Origin of the sequence: Aquimarina aggregata (assembly GCF_001632745.1) — a bacterium.
Classification (GTDB): domain Bacteria; phylum Bacteroidota; class Bacteroidia; order Flavobacteriales; family Flavobacteriaceae; genus Aquimarina; species Aquimarina aggregata.
In genome coordinates this window covers 543,895-567,233 of the sequence record NZ_LQRT01000046.1, presented here as the reverse complement: position 1 = coordinate 567,233, position 23,339 = coordinate 543,895, and the positions used below count along the sequence as shown (strand labels likewise).

The window sequence follows — 23,339 nt, the reverse complement described above, 5'->3', positions numbered from 1 at the left end:
ATTAATGATACGACTGATCCTACTGCTAGTAATCCCGCAGCAATCAATGCACAATGTGCTGCACCTGCACCTGATGTGACAGTAGTGACTGATGAGGCGGATAACTGTGGTACGACTACAGTAGCTTTTGTAAGTGATGTGAGTGATGGGAACAGCAATCCAGAAGAGATTACCCGAACCTATAGTGTTACGGATGCCGCAGGGAACAGTATCAATGTTACCCAAACCATTACCATTAATGATACAACCAACCCTACTGCTAGTAATCCGGCAGCAATCAATGTACAATGTAGTGCACCTGCACCCGATGTGACTGTAGTGACTGATGAGGCAGACAATTGTGGTACGGCTACAGTAGCTTTTGTCAGTGATGTGAGTGATGGGAACAGCAATCCAGAAGAGATTACCCGAACCTATAGTGTTACCGATGGCGCAGGGAACAGTATCAATGTAACTCAGATCATTACCATTAATGATACAACTGATCCTACCGCGAGTAATCCCGCAGCAATTACTGCCCAATGTACTGCACCTACACCTGATATTACTGTAGTGACTGATGAGGCAGATAACTGTGGTACCCCTACAGTAGCTTTTGTCAGTGATGTGAGTGATGGAAGCAGTAATCCGGAAGAGATCACCCGAACCTATAGTGTTACGGATGCCGCAGGAAACAGCATCAATGTTACCCAAACCATTACCATTAATGATACGATTGATCCAATAATAACATGTTCAGAAGATATCACACAGAATGTTGATTCAGGATTATCTACAGCAGTAATTACATATGCTTCTCCTATAGGTACAGATAATTGCTCAGTAATCACTATAAATCAAATAGCAGGTTTACCATCTGGTTCAGCTTTTCCGATAGGAATAACAACAAATATATTCGAAGTGGTAGATGGAGCGGGAAATGCAATTACATGTACTTTTAACGTAGAAGTATTAAATGATGTTGTAATTGCTAATGATGATAATGTTAGTGTAACTGGAGATATAGGTGGGAACTCTATTAATGTAGTAGATGATAATGATCTCCTTAATGGTAATAGTGTTATGTTAGGAGTAGATGTTGAAATTACTTCGATAGTAGATACTAATCCAAACGATAATGTTAGTCTTGATGTTTTAACAGGAGAAGTACTAGTCTTACCTAATACTCCATCTGGTAATTACAGTATTACCTATACATTATGTAGTATAGCAGAACCTGTTGTTTGTGATGATGCTACAATAACAATTACCGTGATTAATGCTAGTATTGCAAATTTAGATTTAAGAAAAACGGGAATATACGTTGATGCAAATAATGACGATCTTCCAAATGCAGGGGATGAAATTCGATATACTTTTACAGTAGAGAATACTGGAAATATCGATATTACAAATATAATTCTTTCAGATCCCCTACCTGGTATTAGAATAATTGGAGGTCCAATCGATTTAGTCGCAGGAGAAGAAAACACAACGGCTTTTACGGGGCAATATGAACTAACAGAAGATGATATTGTTCGAGGTACAGTTTCTAATCAAGCAATGGTTATTGGGCAAGATTTAAATGGTAATGATGTGATTGATTTATCAGATGATAGATCTGATACTACAGATATAGATCTTGATGATGATGGAGATCCAGAAGATGAAACAATCACTCGTATTCCAATAAAAGATGATTTAGCCATTTTCACTGGTATAAGTCCTAACGGAGATGGAATGAATGATGAATTTCGAATTATTGGGTTAAGTGATTTTCCTACTAATACTTTAAGGATATATAATAGATGGGGGGTTGTAGTATTTGAAGAAGATAGTTATGAGCAACCTGGATCAGAATTTTTTAAAGGATTTAGTAATGGGCGAACTACCATTTCAAAAAATGATGAATTACCCGTAGGAACATATTATTATGTTATAGAATACATAAATAATAATAACCTTTTAAAACAAGAAACAGGATATATTTATATAAATAGATAGGATGTTGTAGATGTCTATATATCAATAGAATCAATATGTGGAAATCTTAGGTCATATGCTACTTTAAGTTGATGTAGTTTTTCAAAAAAGGAAGTGTTTTCTTTATGGGTTTGATTCTTTTTAAAGTGAACAAATTTCCCTTGGGCATGAATACTTATACCATTTGTTTTGTACATATAAAACTGATAGTATGGTATCACCCAAGTGAAATTTCTTAAACCCTTATTGATGGCTAAAAGTATTCCCCCTGGTCGCAATTCTATATTAGCATAACTCAAGTCTGATACCGAATTTATATAAGTATTTAAATTAGGGCTGACCTGATCTATAATCATTCTTTTAGAACCAATACCTTTCATTTTTACAATTTGAAAAAATGAAAAACGTTTACCAACAAGCTCATTTATGATTTTATCAGTTTTTTTATCTGTATAGGTAGTTTCTAAAATCATTTAAGACTATACGTTTTTTTAAAATTATGAGATATAATTTAATGTAAAAGCTTTATCAAAACTATTTTGATAAATATGATATTTTATCGTATCAAACCAAAGGTGTCCCTTTAAGTCTTTTTTCAATTTTTCTTTTCTTTTCTGTAAGACGTTTCATCAAATCCATAAGATTTGAATCTTTTGATTGCTTGTAGATTTCATTAATCCGTAATATAAGCGATTTAGCTTCTCTTGATGCAGATACCCGATCACTCGTACTCATATTACTCATTTTTCTTTTTTCAAACTCTATTGCTTCCAATATTAACTCCATAACTACTTAATTTTCTATAAATATATAAAATGTTTATCTTTTATTAAAAATGGTTAAACAAAATTAACTAATGTTTATGTGTTTTTTGATTTCTAGAGGTTAAAAAATCTATGTTATTTAAAGCTGATAAATATTTTTTTGAATTCAATATTACTTTAAAAAAAGGCTAACTTTATATATATTCTTATTTAATTATAGATGAGTATTATTAACCATTTATGATATAGATTAGCATATTCATTTCAAAAGTATGCTTTGAAAGATATTATTTTTACAAAAAAAAGCGCATATGAAATTACCGAATAACTTCTTTTTTAAAATGTTTTCTCCTGTGATATGCTTTATGATTTTTATCAATATTGCAATAGCACAAAATCCAATAGTAACACATATGTATACAGCCGACCCAACGGCACGTGTTTTTGATGGTAAACTTTATGTGTACCCATCTCATGACGTTGATGTGTGCAATGAATTACAAGGCTCTAATGGGTTTTGTATGCCAGATTATCACATGTTCTCTACAGAAGATATGGTGAATTGGAAAGACCATGGAGTAATCATGGATCAAAATGAAGTACCATGGGGAGGAAAAGATCAATATGGTATGTGGGCCCCAGATTGTATTTATAAAGATGGTACATATTACTACTATTATCCTGGTGTTCCTGCAGATAAAAGTGCATTTAGGCGCATTGGAGTTGCAACTTCTAAAAGTCCAACAGGACCTTTTAAACAAGTAAGTCATTATATTAAAGGTATACAAGGGATTGATCCTGGATTATTTGTAGATGATGATGGTAAGGCATATTTGTATTATGGAGGCGGTAATGGTAAAGGAGCTCTTAAAGTAGTAGAACTTAAAGATAATATGATTGAAATTAAGGGTAAGGCCAAAGATGTAGAAGGTATTGTTTATAAAGGATATCGAGAAGCTTCTTTTCTATTTAAGCGTAATGATATTTATTATTTTACCTATGCCAGAATAGGTGATAATAATTATCAGATAGAATATGCGATTGCCGATAACCCGATCGGTCCTTTTGAATATAAGGGCGTAGCTATGGAAAATATCGGAAATGGAACTAATCATCATTCGTTTGTAGAATATAAAAGTCAGTGGTATTTATTCTATCATGATTGGTCTATTAGTGATAATAATAGATTACGTTCTATGTGCGTGGATAAAATGGAATTTAACGAAGACGGAACTATAATTCCTGTGAAACCTACGTTACGAGGTGTTGGAACTCCTAAAGCAGGAGATATTATCCAAATAGATAGGCATAATGGTATTGAAAAAGCTAAAGTATCTATTGTTCAAGGAAATCAACCTCGAGGTTTTCAACTTGATTATATAGAAAATAATGGATGGGTTAAATTTGATCGTGTTAATTTTGGAGATGGATCCTTACAAGAGTTAAAAGTACGTGCCTCTAGTGAAAATAGTGGTGGCGTACTAGAACTTAGGACTGGTAATCAAGATGGACCTTTACTGGCTTCAGTAACTATAGAAAATACAGGTAGCTGGAATACGTGGAAAACTTTTACAGGTAAATTTACGGGAACAACGCAAGGGGTTAAGGACATTGTTTGTGTATTTAAAGGAAAAGATTCTTATCTTTTTAATGTAAACTGGATTAAGTTTTCTGCAGGGGATGTTCCAGAAAGTAATAACACTTTAGCTTACGAATTACAAGAAGCCCCAAAACCATCTGTAAAAAATAAATTAACGGAAGAAGAATTATTGAGAATTCCTAAGAAAAGAGGAGAGGGAATTGCTAAAATTGGAGAAATTATTCAGATTGATGAACATAATGGTATTGAAAATGCACGAATCAGTCCAACACAGAAACCACAACCAAAAGGGTTTCAGGTTGGGCATATAGATGATAAAGGGTGGATTAAATACGATCGCGTTGACTTTGGAGAAGGTAATTTAAAAGACTTTAAAGCCATGGTATCAGCCGGAGAACGTGGAGGAACTTTGGAGTTGCGTCTGGATGCTAAAGATGGTCCTATTCTAGCCTCTATGGATATTGAAAATACAGGAGGTTGGAACAAATGGAAATTAATAAGTGTTCCGTTTACAGAGCAAACCAATGGAGTAAAAGATATTGTTTGTACTTTTAAAGGAGACGGTGCTAATCTATACAATATAAATTGGATTCGGTTCACGTCAAGTTCAGTTCCTAGCAGTCTTGAAGCCCACCCATTAGAAAAGGGATATACAAATACCAATATCTCAACCACAAAAACAAAGAAAGTTCCTGTTGCTAATAAAAAACAAAATCCAATTGTTAAAGCGGGAGATATAATACAGATAGATAAACATAGTGGTATTGATAATGCTCGTATTACTCCGGTAGAAGGGGATCAGCCTCTTGGAAACCAAGTAGGGTATATTAATGACGGTGGATGGTTGAAGTACGCAGGTGTTGATTTCGGAAAAGGAAAATTAAAAACCATGAAAGCTCTTGCAAGTAGTGGTGTATCCCAAGATGGAATATTAGAAATTCGTATAGATTCTCTTACAGGTCCTGTATTAGTAAGTATTAAAATACCAAATACAGGTGGGTGGAAAAAATGGAAACTAGTTTCTGCTCCCATAACAGGAAAAGCAGAAGGAATAAAAGATATATATTGTCTTTTTAAAGGAAAAGGAAAAAATCTATATAACTTAAATTGGCTGCGTTTTTCTAGTGATGATGTTCCTTCTAGTAAAAAAGCACATCCTTTAGAAAAAAGTGGTAGTGTTAGTGCAGCAGTACCCAAGGCTTCTGGAGGAAGTACCGAAACTCCTAAAGATCGAGCAAGACGTTTAAGAGATATAGCTAAAGGTAAAAAGATAGGAATACCATTAGGTCAAATTATGGCGATAAAATCTGGCGTAGGAAAGTATTTATCTGTGCAAGGAGAAAATATTGCTGCTACAGCAGATGCAATAGGAGAAAAAGAACGTTTTACTGTATTGAGTGTAAGTGGAAACGTTGTAGCTATAAAATCTATGGCTACGAATAAACTTTTTTCTGCACGATTAAATCAAGACGGTATTCCTGTTATCGCATCACATAGTGGTGAACCTCAAGATTGGGAAAAATTTACCTGGCAAAAAATAGGAGAAATACAATTTACATTAAAAGCTCATAACAGTGGTTTATTACAGGTAAATGAGGATAATCAAAATAGCCTTACGGCTGGTAAAGGATCCAAGTTAAGTATAAAAGGTATTCTTGCTTTTGAAATTATAAAATAATCTAATTAATTAGATTTAGAGATAGTTTAAACAGAACAGCAAAACATTTTAGATATGTTTTGCTGTTCTGTTTAAATGAAAATCAATAACAAACTTTTGATTCTTGATAAGAATATTTTTATTTATTAAATAATAATCTCAGGAAAGGATTTGTGTTTTGTAAAATAGCATTCGAATGTGCATTCTTCATACGAGGTAATTGATAAATTTATAATACGTTGTACTAATTAAACTAATTGTAGTTTCTTTTTAAGAAAATAAACCCGTAGTTCGTTTTTTTCAAAATAATAATTCACTTTGTCCAGTTTTTGTCTAGTTGTTTCAAGGAGATTAGCATGGTTAATTGGTTAAATTTCAAACTTTATCAATAATAAATCTAGTCTTAAATTTTGAAAGTAAGGAATTATTCATTCTGCTGATATTACTTTTTTAAATTATATGTGCAATTGCGCAAGACAAGAATAATGTCAAAACAAAAATAATTATCAATGGTACTAAAAAAAATATACTTAAAATTTGTATTGTTACTACTGCCCATTTTAGTTAATGCACAATTAGATCAAGCTTATTTTCAAAGATTAAAAACAGAGAGAGTCCCTTCTGAAAACGATATAGAATGGAAGCAATTTGGACCAGGAAATGCTGGTTTTTCGGATTTCTTGAGATATCACCCAACAAAACCAGATGTTGTCGTTACAATACCTGATTTATTCGTAGCATGGCAATCAGAGAATAATGGTCAAAGTTGGTTCAATATAAAAGATAAGGATGGTAATGGAGAATTTGAACGATTACGTGATTTATATTTTTCTGAAAGCAATGAAAATTTTGGGCTAGCCATTGAAAGATCTCAATTATGGGTGACCAATGATATGGGAAGAAACTGGAGCATTGTACCCAATGCACCTTGGTATGATAATGATACAGATGGTTCTGATCGATTAGGATTTCTTTCTAAGGTATCTGCAATAGCTATAGACCCTACCAACGCAAATACTTGGTACGTTGGCGAAGGTGGTCATATTAGAGGTGAACAACGTTTTACAACACAAAGTGATGTAACTGCGGCAAATCCAAGAGGTAGAACAAATAGAGGTTTTAACAATGTTACCTATGAAGGTAAAATTTATAAAACGACAGATGCAGGTGCAAGCTGGACTGAATTTACTAATGGAATTAATGCATCAGCGCAGTTTTGTAGAATTATAGTAAACCCTTCAAACAATCAGCAAATATTTGCAGCTTCAATTGATGGGCTCTATAGATCTAATAATGGAGGAAATACTTGGTTAAATGTAGGCGAAGGTAAATTACCGAATAATACCATTGTAGATATGGATTTTTATTATGACGCTAGTTCAAATAAGTTTATTTTATATTTAATCGATCAAGTTCGTTATTTCCCATCAGGAAATACTACTATAAATACAGGAGGTATTTATAAAACAGAAGATGAAGGTGCTACATTTACAGATATTACAGGAGATCTTTATATCGATGTAAATCAATTAACGGGCGGTGTACCTAGAAACTATTATCAATATATAGCCAATTGGTTTGGGGTTAGTTTGGCCGCGGCTCAATCTACTTACCCAATAATTCCAACTAACGTATTACAATATTTTAATTCACTAAATGTAGACCCAAGTAGACCAGATGCGTTGTATGTTGGATTTGCAGATGCTCAAATACAGAATTCAATTGTTCCAGGAAGATTATGGGGTACCAGTAACGGAGGACAAAAATGGATCAATATAGCAAGAGAATTTGGTCCCGCATGGGAAAACGACAGAGCATATTGGGAGTCAAGAGGTAATCCTTTTAATGATAATATGATTATGGGACATGAACCATTTATTCAGCAATTTGGTTTAAATTATCCTTTACGATCCTTACGATATTGTGCTGTAAATAGTCGTGGAGATGTTATGATTATTGCGGGGCATAATACCTTATTAAGTACAGATAAAGGGGAAACATTTAATCAGGTAGATGAGGATTATACTGCCGCTGGCAATATCATGGGACGCGGTGATAGTAACCTGCCAGGAGAAACAATATTTCAAGATAAACGATTAGGTCCAGATAGACCTCTTATGGGATCAGGAGAACATAGATTGTGGTTGCTTACAGATGATGGCACAGATGGTCGACAGGCAGCAAGACAAATAAAAACTTCTAATGAGACTATAAGTTCTGCAGTAACTCATCCATTAAACAAGAATATTATTTTTACAACCTCATATAGACAAGCAAATAAAGAAAGAATAGAGCGTTCTATCGATGGTGGAGAAACATTTTCGGATTGGGGATTGGCAACACCAGCAGAAACAGAAATGAGAACACAATCTTTAACTATTGATCCTAAAAATCCAGATATTATGTTTTTTGGGATTACAGATAAAGAAAATAGAGACGTTACCAAAGAGGGAGGTTTCTATTTTTCTGACGATGGAGGTAAAACTTTTACTCCTAGAAATAATGGATTGCCTGCAGATGTTAGGATAAATGATATCAAAATAGATCCTAGAGACCAAACTAATGCGTCTTATTTTGCTGCAGCTCAAAGACAATCTTTTAGTCAAGGGTCTAATTCCTCACCTGTAGCTCAAGGAGGGTTGTATTTTACAAATAATAGAGGATTAAATTGGACAAAGATTGATGTAGCTCCTGGAGTAACAGGTGTTAATAGAATGGTTTTTGATAGTACAAATAGATTATATATTACTAGCGGACATAGAGCTGTTTTTAATGAAACTATAACGGGAGGAATTTGGTATACAGATGATTTTGGAACCACTTGGACTCGTGTTTTTGATAACGATAGAACTTTTTCAATAGATGTTTCTCCATTTGATAACAATGTCCTTGTCGCCACTGTTGGGTTTTTACAATTAAATCCTGGAATTTATCTTAGTGAAGACCGCGGACTTACTTGGAAAAAAAATAATATAGACGGTTTAAATACACAAATTAGAGATGTAGAATTTGACCTTCATGATGAAAACACGCTGTGGACAGTATCCTTAGGTAATGGTTTCAATCGAGGATCATATGCTGGAGGTACTCAAGCTAGGGTAGTAAGCGTTTCTCCTTTTGAAATGGATATTAAATCAGGAGATATAGAAGTATTACAAGCCACAATAATAAGAGGTGGATTTAGTCAGTCTGATATTACATGGGTATCTAGTAATCCTTCTATAGCAACAGTAGATGCAAATGGTAATGTGACTGGAGTTTCGATGGGACAGGTGAAAATTACAGCTTTAATAGCAGGAAGGTACAGTGATTTTGCCGTGATTACAGTAGACGCTCCAGAGCCACCCGAACCGCCAACAGCAATAAAAGTTCCAGGAAGATTAGAAGCAGAAGATTTTGCAACAGAAGCAGGAGGTGTTATGACAGAACCTACTCAAGATACAGGTGGAGGGGAAAATATTGGATTCATTGTAAATGGTACAAGTAATACCTATAATATTGATGTACAAACTGCAGGAACATATGACATTGATGTTAGGGTAGCCAGTGCGACAAATGGAGGGACGGTAACATTGAAAATAGGAACAACAGAATTAGGTGCTATTACTTTTGGAGATACAGGTGGATTTCAAACATATGTTACAGAAACCATTACGGGTGTTAATTTAACTTCTGGAGAACAGATTTTAACTGCAGAATATTCTGGAGGTGGAGGTTTCTTATTTAATATTAATTACTTTGATTTTGTATTGAAAGATGGAAATCCCTCTATAGAAATCCCTACTAATAATTTTGAAATTAGAGTCACAGGAGAAAGTTGCCCGGATAGTGATGATGGTACTATTACTATCCAAGCTATCAATGACCAATTAAATTACGTCGCAAAAGTGACTAAAGATAACTTTACCGAAACTAATAATTTTATAAAGGAAGTTTCTTTTAAAGATTTAGATGAAGGTAAATATGCAATTGAAATTACAATAGATGAAGTTCCGGACTTTAATCAACGTATATCAGTAGAGGTGAAAACACCTGATTTATTGAAAGTAAATACCAGAGTATTGCAAAATACTAAACAAGTATCACTTTCATTAGAAGGTGGAGATTCTTACCAGATTGATCTAAATGACAAAACCTATTTTACTTCTGATAATAGATTTACAGTAAATTTAGCTTATGGAGAAAATATTTTGATAGTAAAAACAGATAAAGACTGTCAAGGGATTCATAAAAGTAAAATAGTAATTAATCCAAACGAATTAGAGATATATCCAAATCCTGTTGAAAGTACTTTGAATATTACTCTGACAAATACAGAAGAACCTGTTTTAATAACGTTCTACAATGTATTAGGAAAAGTTGTTAAGCAAGTTAAAGAATCTAGTATTTCTTCTAATATTAAAATAGATGTTACTACTCTTGAAAGTGGTATCTATTTTATAGCTGTTAAAGGTGAGAATATTAATAAAGTTAATAAGGTCGTAAAAAAGTAAATCATGAAAATTCTTAAATACATATATATTGCATTAGCCGTTTTAACACCACTTTCTTGTAGTAATAGCGATGATGGTGATAACGAAGTAAGTCCTGAAAAAGTTTCTTTAATCTTTCCTGATAATGGTAAAGAATGTACAACAGGTGTTTTTTTAGAAAACTCTACAGATAGTAATGTTATCTTTAGATGGAGCAACGCTCCAAATGCAACTTCATATGAAGTTACATATACAAATACAAGCGTAACACCGAACTCAGTAGAAAAAAAGACGTTTACAACTAATGAAGGTGAAATAACACTTAAACAAGACACGAATTATTCTTGGACAGTAACTTCTATTCGAGGAACAAAAAAAGAAGTAAGTGATGAATGGACTTTTTATAACTCGGCTAAAGGTGAAACAAACTTTGCTCCACTTCCTGTAAAACTAATAGCTCCAGAAGATAAAATAGAACTTACAACCATTGTGGGTGTTCTTTTGGAATGGGAAAAAAGCGAGCTCATAAATAATGAAGATGATATTGAGAGTTATACAGTACACCTTAGCACAAGTAAAACATTTATAGAAAATGAAACAGAGACATTATTACCTACTACAGGTTTAAGTATACAAATTCCTAATACGGTTAACATGGCTACTACATATTATTGGAAAGTAGTAACCAAAGATACATTCGGGAATGAGACAGAGTCCCAAGCCTTTTCATTTAAAACACTTTAATATTCTCGATTTTGATATAAGAATAAAAATTATACATAATAATTATAATAAAAAAAGACCTCATAAACTTTAATGTTTTTATGAGGTCTTTGAATGTACTAAATATACGAATTCATCAAGTTATTCCTTGACAAATTTTACCTCTTGTTCACCTGAAGGTGTGGTAATTTTAAGAACATAAACACCCGGATTTAATTGGGATACGTCTAGAGTATTAGTGTTGGTCTTCTTTATGATTTCTGATTTACCCTTTAGATTTGTTACCCGAAGCTGAGTCGTTTCTTTTGGGGTTTCTTTTAGATACAGCATATTCTTTACTGGATTGGGAAAAATTGTCAAAGCTTTTGAGATGGAATTATCTTTTGTAACAGTAATTTGATTTCTAGAAGTATGTTCGTGATTAGTAATAAGGTTTTGGGGTATAATATTCTCTTGGTTAGAGATCTTATTTACTGGGATCAAGGAGATTACTTGGTTACTATTACCAGGGTTCTTGTTCCAGGTATGAACGATGCTATTACCTTCCCAGATATCTAATGCATGTAATGGATCATGCTTCGGGATAAAGATATAATTATTACCTACTTTTTCGGCTTTCCAAATAATATGACTTGCAGAACCAGTCCAGTTCGTTGTAGCAATTTTAACTCCTCTTCCTTTTTTACCAAAAGGTACTTCCAGTCTTCCTTGTGGATACGCTACAGAATTTATAGAGTATTCGCTATTCCCTACTTTGGTAAATTTCCATTGTGTAGCTTGTTCAGTATTATTATTAATACTTATGGTATTTCCTAGAGCAGCAGTAGCTTTCAAGTAGATATTTGAGCTGGCTTTTTTTATATAATATACACCATCAGGAATTGTAACATCGTTAGTAGTATCAACAATAGGCTTATATGTACGAATCCAATCGAAATATAATGTATTGATAGCGTTATTATTTAACTCTGTATTTGAAGGTCGGATTCCAGCATTAGACTTCCAACTGTGTAACTCTGTATTTAATATCAAGTGCATAGCCTGATCAAAAAAACGATTTCTGGGATCTTTTAGATCATTAGATCTATTCAAAGTTCGTACTAAAACCCCGTCAAAGTAGAAATCAAACTCAGTAGCACTTTTCCAATAAAGTCCAAACCTATGGTAGTCATTTTTTAAAGGTACATTGCCATTAGAGGCATAACTTTTTGGAGAATTAGCCAAATCTAAGAATGGACTTCTTTGAAATATGTGATAATTAGTAGCCATTCTTCTACCAGCAAAATCTTCAGCTCCATAGGTTTCAGTGACATCAATTTCGTTTACATCATCAGCACTTAATAACCAAAAATTAGACGAAAGGTTAATACCACTACATTTCATTCTAACTTCTGTAAATACAGGATAAATAACAGGGGTTTTAGTAGTAACATGACCGCAAAATGTGGTTTTTCCTTGAATATTAGTAACTCTACCTGCTTTGATTTGTAAATTTCCACCAGTAACAGCTGAATGATTAGCACTAAATTGTGTTTCGCCTGGACCAGACCATCCTGCTCTATGGTTATCTAACCATTTGGAATTAAATGCAGCATTTTTTCCGTTGTAATTAAAATCGTCAGAATGTTGGTTTTGAATTTGCCATACTTTACCAGTTCCTGGATTTGCTGGAATAGGGACATTTTTCCAGTCTTGTGCAAATGTACCTGTAAATAGAGGTAATAACATTAGCATTTTAAATAATTGCTTTGTTTTCATGATTATTTGTGTTTAAGTTAGTTTCTGACTGATCTAAGTTTCTAACTTAACAAATTGTCTATGTAAATCATGATGAAACAACTAGACAAAAACTGGACAAAGGCGATTAGTTAGTTAATACTCTAATTATCTTTAATAATATGCAGGAGGTGATAGTATTTATTTCTAAATGTTAATTTTATACATTAAATTGATAGAAAATAATTTAATGTTTCCGGATTTTAATATTTATAGTACACCATTGTTATTGCTTTCTATACAAGGAGTAGCTTTTACATTTTTTTTATTGAATAGATATTATAGAAAAAGAAATGTTTCGGATTTATTTTTAGCGCTTATTTTATTTTTGACGTGTTATCATCAAACTACGTATACAATTGGTTTTCTTGGGTGGTATGATACTTTTAAAAACACAAAGATTAACTACTATCTTATAAATTTATTATTAGCATTGGCCCCATTGATATATTTCTACTTTGTATCCATAACTAATCCTAAAAAGGTATTTGGTAAGAAACATTTATTACATTTTACACCTATTATATTGTTGATAGTAATTAAAACTATCATATTAGTTTATGATGCAAATCTACCTGGATTTAATGCTGCTCAAAACGGGTATTTAGTTGTTAATTTTCAATGGAAATTTTTAGATCCTATAGTTGGACTTTTATCAATGTTTCAAATGTTGATTTATCTAGTTCTTTCTTTTCAATTACTGTATAATTACAAAGAAAAAATAAATCATTTTTTCTCTAATACGTATAAAATAGAGCTTAATTGGTTATATAATTTTTTGATAGCTTATACGATTCTTTATGTATACAATAGTGTTCAAACGGTTGTAAATTCAACTATTGTAGACCTTAGTTGGATTCAAGAATGGTGGTATTATCTTTTATCCGGTTTAGTGATAATTTATGTTGGCATTAAAGGATATTATACTGATTTGACACAATTAATGGGGGTAGAAATAGGTTCTTTCTTAAAAGAAGAAAATAAACTTGAGGTTAAAAAAGATAACATAGTTCAAACGAATATAGAATTATCTAATAAATTAAAAACAAGAAAAGAGTTTATTGAGGAGTACTTTGCAACACATAAACCTTTTTTAGAACCTGATTTAACTTTAATAGGTCTCTCTAAAAAGATAGCCATTTCAAGAGAAGAACTTTCTGAAACAATTAATAAAGGATTTAATTTAAAATTCAACGATTTTATTAATGCATATAGAGTAGAAGAATTTAAAACCAAATTAGCCCAAGGTCATCATAAACAATTATCTCTTCTTGGAATTGCATATGAATGCGGTTTTAATAGTAAAGCTACCTTTAATAGGGCATTTAAAAAGATGACGAATAAGTCTCCTTCAGAATACCTAAAAACACAGGTATAAGTCTATTTTTTTAATAAAATGACACGTCTCAAATCGTGGGTGATACCCTATCAGTACGATTTGAAACGTCTTAAATATATGTTCTCACGACTTTTGAACTATCAAATGACAAAAACATATATTATGAGATTTTTATTAGAAAAACTTACAAAAACAAATACACAATCAAATCTATTAAATGATATAATCATTACAATACCTAGAATATTTTGTGGTCTTATTCTAGCGTTTGATTTTGGAGCCTCAAAATTTGGTGTGCCGTGGTCACCAGTAGCATCTAATCTTACTCTTTTTCAAGTGTCTGATTGGTTTGTTGAGGATGTGTCTAAATTTGGAGGTATTTTTGCTACTTTTCCTTTACTTTTTGCATGGTTAGCAGCAGCTTCAGAAACCATAGGAGCATTATTCTTGGTATTTGGATTTAAAACTAGAGTTTCTTCTTTTTTTATAATGTGTACTATGCTTGTTGCTATTTTCTTTCAACAGTGGCATAATGGTTTATGGGCAATGTTACCAGCGATAGGTTTTCTTTGGGTTGCTCTTTACTGTTTAATTATGGGATCTGGTAGATTAGGACTTGATTATGTTATAGCTAGAAAACTTAAGAATGATAGGTTGTTAACTACAACAATTACTAAAATTAAGAGTAAAGAAAAAACTATTATTCATGTTCTAATAGGATTAACAATTTTTACAGGTACAGCACAAGAAAGGATAGTGACCTTAAGGCTAGACACTAAAAAAATACAAGATGTAAAAACAGTTACAGTAAGGGGCAATGTAAAGCCATTGTCTCAAATTAAAGATTATACGCTTAATGATAATGATGGAGATGGTGTGTATGAAACCTCGATACATTTTAAGACTTCAAAAAATAATGTGAAATTTAAGTTTTTAGTTAATGGCAATATGGAACTGAAAGGCTCAGATGCCAGAGTGCTTTGGTTTAAAAATGAACCCGTAGTGCAAAATTATATTTACAATGAGTTTACCTGTTATAATCAACAGCAAATTAATAAATTAGTCTATACAGAAGCGCAAATCGATGAGGATATAGCTATCTTAAAAGAGATTATTCAGTATGTACATCCTAATGTATATAAATATAGGGATTCTTTAGCGCTACAAAAGGATTTTAAAAGTCTAGAAATGGCAATAAAAAGCAAGCCAACACTAACTAATTCTTATGGCGAGATATCTAAGTTTGCTGCAAAAATTAAATGTAGTCATACATTTACAAATCCTTGGAATCAAGGTGGACTTATGGAAAAAGTGAATTTTTACCAACGTGATAAAATTCCTTTTACTTTTAATAGAATAGAAAATCGTTTGTTTATTGATAAGAATGCTTCCGAAAACTTAAAAGTAAAGAAAGGTTTAGAAATTATACGTATAAATAATGTGACTACTAACCAAATACTCTCAAAACTAGCAGCATATGTTACATCAGATGGTAATAATTATGAAAAAAAACTAGAAAGATTAACTGTCACAGGAGAAGAAAAGTTTTCTATGTTTGATATTTTTTATTCAATAGAATTTGGAAGCAAAAAAGAATTCGAACTTGTATTAAAAGACACAAATACAGGTAGAGAAATAAAGACTACAGTTAAAGCTACATCTAAAACTAATAGAACTAAGGAGCTTATAGCACGTTACGGGAAAATAAATACATCTTTAAGAGATGGATGGAATTTTGAAATCATTAATAATCAAACGGCAAAGCTATCTATAAAATCCTTTGCTGTACACCGTAATGAATTTGATTGGAAAGATTTTATTGATAATGTATTTGAACAATTAAATAAAAAGTCGATTTCAAATTTTATTATTGATATTCGTGGTAATGAAGGAGGACAAGGAATTGTTGGTCAATATCTCTTAGAACGCGTTATACAAAAGCCATTTAAAGTAAATGCGATGCAATCTTCGGTACGTTATCTAAAAATCCCTCCCAAATTTAGAAATTACATGAATACTTGGGATGAATTTCCGTATAATTTCAATGGTAAAATAGCATCACAAAAAAAGGGTAGATATTTTTTAAAGCAAAAATATTCTTTAGCAGAAACCACAATGAAACCTAAAAAAAATGGTTATCAAGGTAAAGTTTTTTTAATGATAGATGCTTCAAACAGCTCTGCAACACACCTAATGGCTATGTATGCTAAACAAATAGATAATATAACTTTAGTAGGTCAGGAAACTGGAGGTAATCAATTGGGTACAAATGGAAGTTATATGTTCTTTTTACGATTACCAAATACTAAAATAGAGTTAGATATTCCTGTGATAAATATGTATGTACCAACAGGAACAATAGCTATTGATGGCGGTGTAAAACCAGATATTGAAATTGATAAAAATCCACAGGATTATTTGAATAATATCGATACAGAGTTAAATGCAATTTTAAATTTGATTAAAACAAGATAAATAGCATTGATCTATGTTTTCATAAAAGAAGGTCAAGAACTTTATACATTACTATTTTAGATAATAGCACAAAAACTATAAAATTAAATTAAATTTCATTGATTGTAAGTTTTGATTTAGTTGATTTTAGAAAATAGTTTTATATTGCTTTTCTTAAATAATTAGTGTTTTATATTATCGGCAAATAATATCTTTTTGATAATGTATTTGTTATATCTAAATGAAAATGCAATATAAATATTATACTCTTCCATTAAATTCAATTTCTCTTATTAAAAATAAGCCTATTGATACTTGTAGTATTCAAGATTCTATTGCTAATTATATTCATCTTATAATGACAACACGATTTGGTGAATGTAGTTTTGACTCTTTTTTTGGATGTGCTATTTGGAATGTCGATTTTAATAATATTGCTTCTGATAATAAACTAAGGGTGATTATCTCTGACTCTCTAGTAAAGTCTATAAAACAATATGAAAAAAGACTTATGGGAATTGAGATACAGGTTGATATAGAACAAGAAGAAATTCATAATAAACAGAAAAAGAGTCGAATTAAAAAACGAGTATATGTATTGATTAAGGGGGTTGTGCGAAAAACTAATGAAGACTTTAATTATAATGAATACTTTTATATAGCCCCATTATCCTATTAAAAACATGAGTAAGAATACAAAAGAGTATATAAAGAATCGTATGATGAAAAAGGCAGCTAGCCTTTGGGATGTTCCTGTTAATGAGATAGGTGATTCTTTTGACCCATTAATATCTCTTCTGCTTTCAGCTTGTGCTTCAGAGTTAGAAAAACTTTCAGGAGAAATTGATGATTCACATATTCGCATTACAGAAAGACTCATTCAATTAATGACTCCTCTTACCGCATATACGACTAAGCCAGCACACGGGATAGCGTACTGCGAATCAATAGAACCTGAGACAATCATTTCTACAGAGAACCAATTATATTATAAAGAAAGACAAGTTGAAAGTAAATCAGGAAAGCAAAAGAATATTTTCTTTTCGCCGACTCAAAAGACCAAGCTCGTTGATGCTAGAGTGAAATCTATAATTACCAGTAATAAAATCTTTTCATTTCCAGAGAAAAAGACCAAAGAACTTGCTCAAATTTTTGATAGTAAATTAACCCTAGAAAACGATACTTTATATTTAGGAATAGAGGCTGATCATAAAAATGTTGATATTAAAGATGTGTCGTTCTATTTTGAATATTTAGGAATTACAGATGGTGAACTTTTTTATCATCATTTGCGCAATGCATCGTGGTATGTGGGAGAACAAAAACTAGAAGTTATTGATGGATATTATAATAGCAATGAGATAGATCAAATTGATCTTGATGCTATTTTTAATGGAACCGCTAGCAAGACTAATAATATATGTGTTGAAGTAAATGAATTTTATAAAAAACATTTTGTAACAATTCAGTCTCAAAAGAAAATTAGCGATTTCCCAGATTTTCCAGAAATACATGAGCTTAAAAAAGCTCAAAATGATATAGACATAGAAGAAGATTTAAAATGGATAAAAATAAAATTTTCAAGTGTTCTAGGAGTAAAGTCTTTAGAACAATTATTTTGCTCCATTAATACTTTTCCTGTACTTAATCGAAAGTCTAATAACTTGACGTACCAATTAAAGAATTTCATAAATATTATTCCGGTACTTTCTGAAGATCCTTTTTTAGAAATAAAATCTATAGAAAATTCTAACGGGGAGAGCTACAAGTTAGAGCATATGAATAATGATAATGGATATAAAGGAAGTTATTCTATTAGAAATTCTAATGTTGGTAAACTAGACTCTAGAGAAGCCCGACAGTATATTATAAATCTTTTAGAATTGTTAAAAGATGAGAGTGCTGCTTTTACCTTTTTTAATCATGAGTTTTTACAGAACAACCTTAATTCATTAAATCAAACGATAGCGCTGTTAGAAAAAAAAATAGAGGAAATATCAGATGATTCAGTATACAAGAATTATGTGTATCTCAATCCATTTTCAAAAAATGAAAGTATTTCATTAACCTATTGGACAACTAACGGAGAAGACGCCAATCATATCAAGTCGGGTAAAAATCTAGATATTTATAAAGGTTCAAATTTAAAGTCTAAAAGTAGCTATTTAGTTACTTCAAGTTTTGGAGGGAGTAGTAATCTTACTATGGAAGAACGTTTACAAGCGTATAGGAGAATATCTTTAACAAAAAATAAAATAGTAACAGAAGAAGATATTAAGGCGGTATGTTACGAATTATATGGCAAGAATATTGAAAAAGTAGAGGTTAAAAAAGGTTTTACTACAAGTATTTCACTTAATAAAGGTTTAATACAATGTATAGAAATTATTATGACACCTAGTAAAGATGTAAATTTGTACCCATATGAGTGGGAATATATGAATGTGAATTTATTAACTACCTTAAAAAAACAAGCAGTTAATATTTTTCCTTTTAAGATTGTTATCAAAGATGAATACGAATAATCCGAGTACAAATGGAAGCAAATAAAAATGAAAGTTTGACAACGTATATAGATAAAAATGTTATTTACTTATTGGTAATAATATTTTTAATTTCTTCTACTGCATTGGCATATAGATTTTATGCTGATTTTCCTTGCGAAAGCGTTATGATGGATATAAAAGGGAAAGAATATCGCGTTGGAGAATTTATTAGATTTACTGATCTTACAGAAAAAGCAGAAGAATGGGATTGGGATTTAGGCGATAGTACTTTGATTTCAAATGAAAAAGAAGTAGTTCATAATTATAAAACTCCTGGAGAATATGTTGTTAAATTAAAGGTTAACAATAGTTGTGAAACAATAAAGAAAATAACAATACGAGCAAAGAAAATAATAAGAGATCCCAGTAAAATTCCTAATCTAGATCATATTCCTGAAAGTATTGAAATTGGACAACTATTAACAGTAGTTGATAGTACAAAAAGAGCATACAGTTGGGAGTGGCGATTTGGTGATAATGCAGAAGCAGATGCAACTACACAAAAAGCCTCTTATACTTACGAGGGTGAGCCTGGGCCAAGGACAATTTCTTTAATTATAAATAAGGATACGACTCATATAGCCAATAAAATAATAAAAGTATATGCTAAAGTAGAAGAAGAAGAAATTAGGACTACTAGAGGAGGTGAAATAGAAATAGCAATGTGGGATACTATAGAGTATGAACGTGATAAAGATCAAAAAAATAAAGATAAATTAAAGAAAGCACCATATATAAGCGAATCGGCTTTTAAACAAAAATTAGTTTTACTCTCAAAAAAACAAGCAGACGTAAAAGAGTTTATGGATTATTTCTGTGATGAAATTAATAAGCCAATACTTGTTAACGGCGAAAGCACAACTTTTTTAAAGTTTTGTTATAAAATACAAAGAAAAAGAACCAAGATATTGCAACTAACTATTTTTAGAAATGAAGGATCTAATTGCATCCAAAACATGAGTATTATTACAAAAAAGAGTTTGCTAAAAAAGATAAAAGATGGGATTTGAACATAAATATAGAGTGCATTGGGCAGATGGAATGAAAATCAATAAAGATCATTTTATAGATCTAGAGAACTCCATGCTTCAGCAACTTATGATGATTAATAGTAATTATATTCATCAAAATAATTTTGGACTATTACCAGATCAGAGCAATAACGAGCAGCCTGTAAATCTCTCGGTATCTATGGACGGACAAGAAACACTTGTTGTAGTTTTAAATAAGTGTTTTGCCGTTACCTTAGGAGGTGGGCAAATCATAATCAATGAAGCCGTAAATGCTTATTTAGAACAATCTGGTTACATTATTCAAAATAGATTTAATATTGATCAAGAGCACAGTTTATGGTATATTGTAGTATCAGTTAATCCATATAATAGAGTTGCTATTGGTTTTGCAGACCCTGATGAAGAACCTGCAAGAAAACCTTATGTAATATCAGAATATAATATTTCACTCGTGCCAGAAAGTGCAATGAATGTAAATGAAGTGGGGTATAATTCTATTACTGTGGGAAAAGTGATCCTAGAGAATAACCAGTTGATTTTGGTAGATGATTTTATTCCTCCTTGCACATCAATACAAAGCCATCCAGAATTACGTTATACTTTTACCGAGATAGGAGCTTTCTTTAATGCAATGGAATTGTATAATACTCATATCGTTCAGAAGATTTATCAGAATAAGCAAAACAATGATTTAGCAAAAATGGCGCTGATATTGTCTAATGATGTTTTAGTATACTTAAAAGGAATTATTTCAGAATATCGTATTAAAGATAAATATGAGCCTCCGGTAGGAATGATTTTAAAAGTTATGAATTTAGCAAGAATAATAAAAGGAAGTCTTGATGTTCATATTAATGCTGGTAAAGAAGAATTTCTAAATTACCTTACGGAATGGTGTGGTACCAATCAGGGGGAGTTTGAAAATGTTTTACAAGAAGTTATTAATTTAGAATATATTCATATCGATATTAGTACATCAATTCAAAAAGCATCAGAATTTACAATGCTTATGAATACCTTGTTTAAAAAATTAAGTGAACTGGAATATATAGGTAAAAAAAATATGGCAGATGTGTTCGTAAAAGAAGACAAGAATATAGAAAAACCTATAAAGAAACGCCGTCGATTTTTTGACGGACCAGTATAAAATAATCTTTCATATTTTAAAAAAAGATAATACTTTTTATGAAACCAAAAAACACAAAAGAACGTCGATCTAGCTTTATAAAATTTATACTTCTATTTGTTTTAGTAACAGCGACTATAATGGTTACTGTTTTTTTTAATTATCGAGTGCCACAAAAAGAAATAGAATTACTAAGAGAACGAGTAAAAATAGCAGAACAAGAAGTCAAATTTCAAGAAGGTTTTGCAAGTGAAATCAAGGTTATAAAGAACATGCTCGATTCTCTTGATATTCCTGGGCAAAATGTATCTTTTTTAGGTTCTCAATTAAATGGTAAGTTATCGAGAATGCAAGAGTCAATTCCAAGAAAAGATTCAACATATCGATATGATATGTATACAAATGTTGTAAAAGCATTCCTTAAAATCAAAGAAACAAAAGAAGAGTTGTATTCTAGAAAAAACGATAAAAAGAATATCGAAGAATGTAAAATTCAGTTAGAAAAAACCGAACAAAAACTCAAGGAAACAGAAAGAGATTTACAAATCTTAAGAATTACCTCAAATCGACGCCGTTAGAAAAACTAGAATCTGAAATAAACTTTTCGGTAGGGTTTTATATCAAATAATATTTGTTTGCTTTGGATAAAGTATAAATTTGTATTTTTAAAAAGTTTTAGAATTAAAAATAAAGATTAAAATGGCTTTAGATATTACCTAAAGCCGTATATGTTTAGCACACAAAATATTATGATTACACGCTTATTAGGATTGATGTTGGTATTAGTAATAGTAACATCAGTAAATTGTAAAGGAGTAAAACCCACTCAGGATAGTGATATTGTAGTAACTTATGATTCAATTGTTCCAAAAATAGCATTATTACCAGTTCAAATTAAATATGGTAAGTTGTTAAATATTAAACCAGATTCTTTACAAAATGTAAAGCTTTATACTTTTATAGATGATTGGATAAATACTCCATACAAATCAGGAGGAGAAACCAAAGATGGAATAGACGCTTCATCTTTCACACAACTATTGTATACCAAGGTATTTGATAAATATATAGAACGTACTGCAGAGAAACAATTTGAATCGGGGTCTATAAGGAAATTTAGAGGTAAGGAATTTTTACAGGAAGGAGATTTTATATTTTTTCAAGCCGAGAACAAAGCAAAAATTAATCATGTAGGAGTATTTCTTAAAAACAATAATTTTGTTCATGCCACATACTATAAAGGTGAAAGCGGTGCAAGAGGTGTTAAAATAAGTAATTTAGATTCACCTTATTGGACAAAACGTTTCGTAGCAGGAGGAAAGCGATTAGATATGTAAAAAATTCAGGCTATGATTAGACAGAAATTTCTGTAGATTCATAGTTTTAAACACATAAAAAGAAAAGACCTTAATCTTATAAGATTAAGGTCTTTTCTTTTTAGAAATTATCTTCATTTTTGATAATGTGAAAATTAAGTTAAATATCTCGCCTTTTGTAGGGATGTAGATTAATAACTCTAAAAAAAAACTTAATTTTTATGTTAATTGAAATAACTCAATAAGAGGCTATTGTATATAAAATAGAAATTCGTATTTTTGATTTGTACATTTCTATCCCCACATGTAATTTTAGATTATTGACGTGCGCAAACACTAGTGATTCTAACTCTTTTTAAGTAATAATGAGAGGTTGTGTTAAAACATTGGTTTTGCTTAAAGAAAATTAGAATAAATGCTTGATAAGCTTTTTCTAAGTTTTTTTCTGTGTTTTTGTGAAATATAATTTTAAAATTACTTTTTTGATATTTAATTTCTTAAAAGATTAAGAAATAATGTTTTATTAAATCTATCAATTGGTTGGATAGTTTAATGTAAAATATCAAGAAACGTTTTTTTATAATAGTTTAA

The 23,339-nt window shown here is 31.2% G+C and carries 15 protein-coding genes; 12 read left to right on the top strand and 3 right to left on the bottom strand.

Features of this window, described 5'->3' with window-relative positions:
* On the top strand, nucleotides 1-1,983 hold a 1,983-nt coding region (locus AWE51_RS23290), incomplete at its 5' end, for a T9SS type B sorting domain-containing protein (protein WP_157766206.1).
* Nucleotides 1,984-1,997: 14 nt separating this feature from the next.
* Here AWE51_RS23290 and AWE51_RS23285 read toward each other — a convergent pair.
* Together AWE51_RS23285 and AWE51_RS23280 are read right to left on the bottom strand one after the other, a co-directional pair.
* On the bottom strand, nucleotides 1,998-2,435 hold the full coding sequence (locus tag AWE51_RS23285) for a hypothetical protein (protein WP_066318933.1): 438 nt from the start codon (nucleotides 2,433-2,435) through the stop codon (nucleotides 1,998-2,000).
* Between the two features lie 91 nt (nucleotides 2,436-2,526).
* A complete protein-coding gene (locus tag AWE51_RS23280; protein WP_066318930.1) occupies nucleotides 2,527-2,748 on the bottom strand; it encodes a hypothetical protein in 222 nt (73 codons plus the stop codon).
* 289 nt (nucleotides 2,749-3,037) lie between these two features.
* Between AWE51_RS23280 and AWE51_RS23275 the strand changes: the two genes are divergently transcribed.
* From AWE51_RS23275 to AWE51_RS23265, 3 genes are all read left to right on the top strand, one after another.
* Entirely contained in the window at nucleotides 3,038-6,004 is a 2,967-nt protein-coding gene (locus tag AWE51_RS23275; RefSeq protein WP_082832579.1) for a carbohydrate-binding protein, read from the top strand.
* 488 nt (nucleotides 6,005-6,492) lie between these two features.
* Nucleotides 6,493-10,476 (top strand): carbohydrate-binding protein, encoded by a 3,984-nt coding sequence (locus AWE51_RS23270; protein WP_066318925.1) that lies wholly within the window; start codon nucleotides 6,493-6,495, stop codon nucleotides 10,474-10,476.
* Nucleotides 10,477-10,479: 3 nt separating this feature from the next.
* Nucleotides 10,480-11,199 carry a hypothetical protein gene (locus AWE51_RS23265; protein ID WP_066318922.1) on the top strand — a complete coding sequence of 240 codons (720 nt, stop codon included), beginning with the start codon at nucleotides 10,480-10,482 and terminating at the stop codon, nucleotides 11,197-11,199.
* 120 nt (nucleotides 11,200-11,319) lie between these two features.
* On the opposite strand, the gene AWE51_RS23260 is transcribed toward AWE51_RS23265, so the two are convergent.
* On the bottom strand, nucleotides 11,320-12,936 hold the full coding sequence (locus AWE51_RS23260; RefSeq protein ID WP_066318919.1) for a T9SS type A sorting domain-containing protein: 1,617 nt from the start codon (nucleotides 12,934-12,936) through the stop codon (nucleotides 11,320-11,322).
* A 190-nt stretch (nucleotides 12,937-13,126) separates the two neighbouring features.
* Here AWE51_RS23260 and AWE51_RS23255 point away from each other — a divergent pair, with 190 nt between their 5' ends.
* The 8 genes from AWE51_RS23255 to AWE51_RS23220 all read left to right on the top strand — a co-directional run bounded on the left by AWE51_RS23255 (nucleotide 13,127) and on the right by AWE51_RS23220 (nucleotide 22,769).
* Nucleotides 13,127-14,332, top strand: coding sequence for a helix-turn-helix domain-containing protein (locus tag AWE51_RS23255; RefSeq protein ID WP_232517440.1), 1,206 nt, complete (start codon nucleotides 13,127-13,129; stop codon nucleotides 14,330-14,332).
* 123 nt (nucleotides 14,333-14,455) lie between these two features.
* The gene (locus AWE51_RS23250) at nucleotides 14,456-16,768 is read left to right on the top strand and encodes a S41 family peptidase (protein ID WP_066318912.1); all 2,313 of its coding nucleotides are present in this window, start codon (nucleotides 14,456-14,458) and stop codon (nucleotides 16,766-16,768) included.
* A gap of 226 nt (nucleotides 16,769-16,994) precedes the next feature.
* Nucleotides 16,995-17,426: a GPW/gp25 family protein gene (locus AWE51_RS23245; protein WP_066319006.1), complete on the top strand. Its 432-nt coding sequence runs from the start codon at nucleotides 16,995-16,997 to the stop codon at nucleotides 17,424-17,426.
* Between the two features lie 4 nt (nucleotides 17,427-17,430).
* Nucleotides 17,431-19,272, top strand: a complete 1,842-nt coding sequence (locus tag AWE51_RS23240; RefSeq protein ID WP_066318909.1) for a type VI secretion system baseplate subunit TssF — start codon at nucleotides 17,431-17,433, stop codon at nucleotides 19,270-19,272.
* Nucleotides 19,273-19,283: 11 nt separating this feature from the next.
* Complete coding sequence (locus AWE51_RS23235; RefSeq protein WP_066318907.1) at nucleotides 19,284-20,303, top strand: PKD domain-containing protein; 1,020 nt, start codon at nucleotides 19,284-19,286, stop codon at nucleotides 20,301-20,303.
* Nucleotides 20,293-21,453, top strand: coding sequence for a hypothetical protein (locus tag AWE51_RS23230; RefSeq protein ID WP_066318904.1), 1,161 nt, complete (start codon nucleotides 20,293-20,295; stop codon nucleotides 21,451-21,453). The genes AWE51_RS23235 and AWE51_RS23230 overlap by 11 nt, the downstream gene beginning before the upstream one ends.
* Before the next feature lie 38 nt (nucleotides 21,454-21,491).
* A complete protein-coding gene (locus tag AWE51_RS23225; RefSeq protein WP_066318901.1) occupies nucleotides 21,492-22,010 on the top strand; it encodes a type VI secretion system transmembrane protein TssO in 519 nt (172 codons plus the stop codon).
* Between the two features lie 171 nt (nucleotides 22,011-22,181).
* A complete protein-coding gene (locus AWE51_RS23220) occupies nucleotides 22,182-22,769 on the top strand; it encodes a C40 family peptidase (protein WP_157766205.1) in 588 nt (195 codons plus the stop codon).
* The last annotated feature ends 570 nt before the right edge of the window (nucleotides 22,770-23,339 follow it).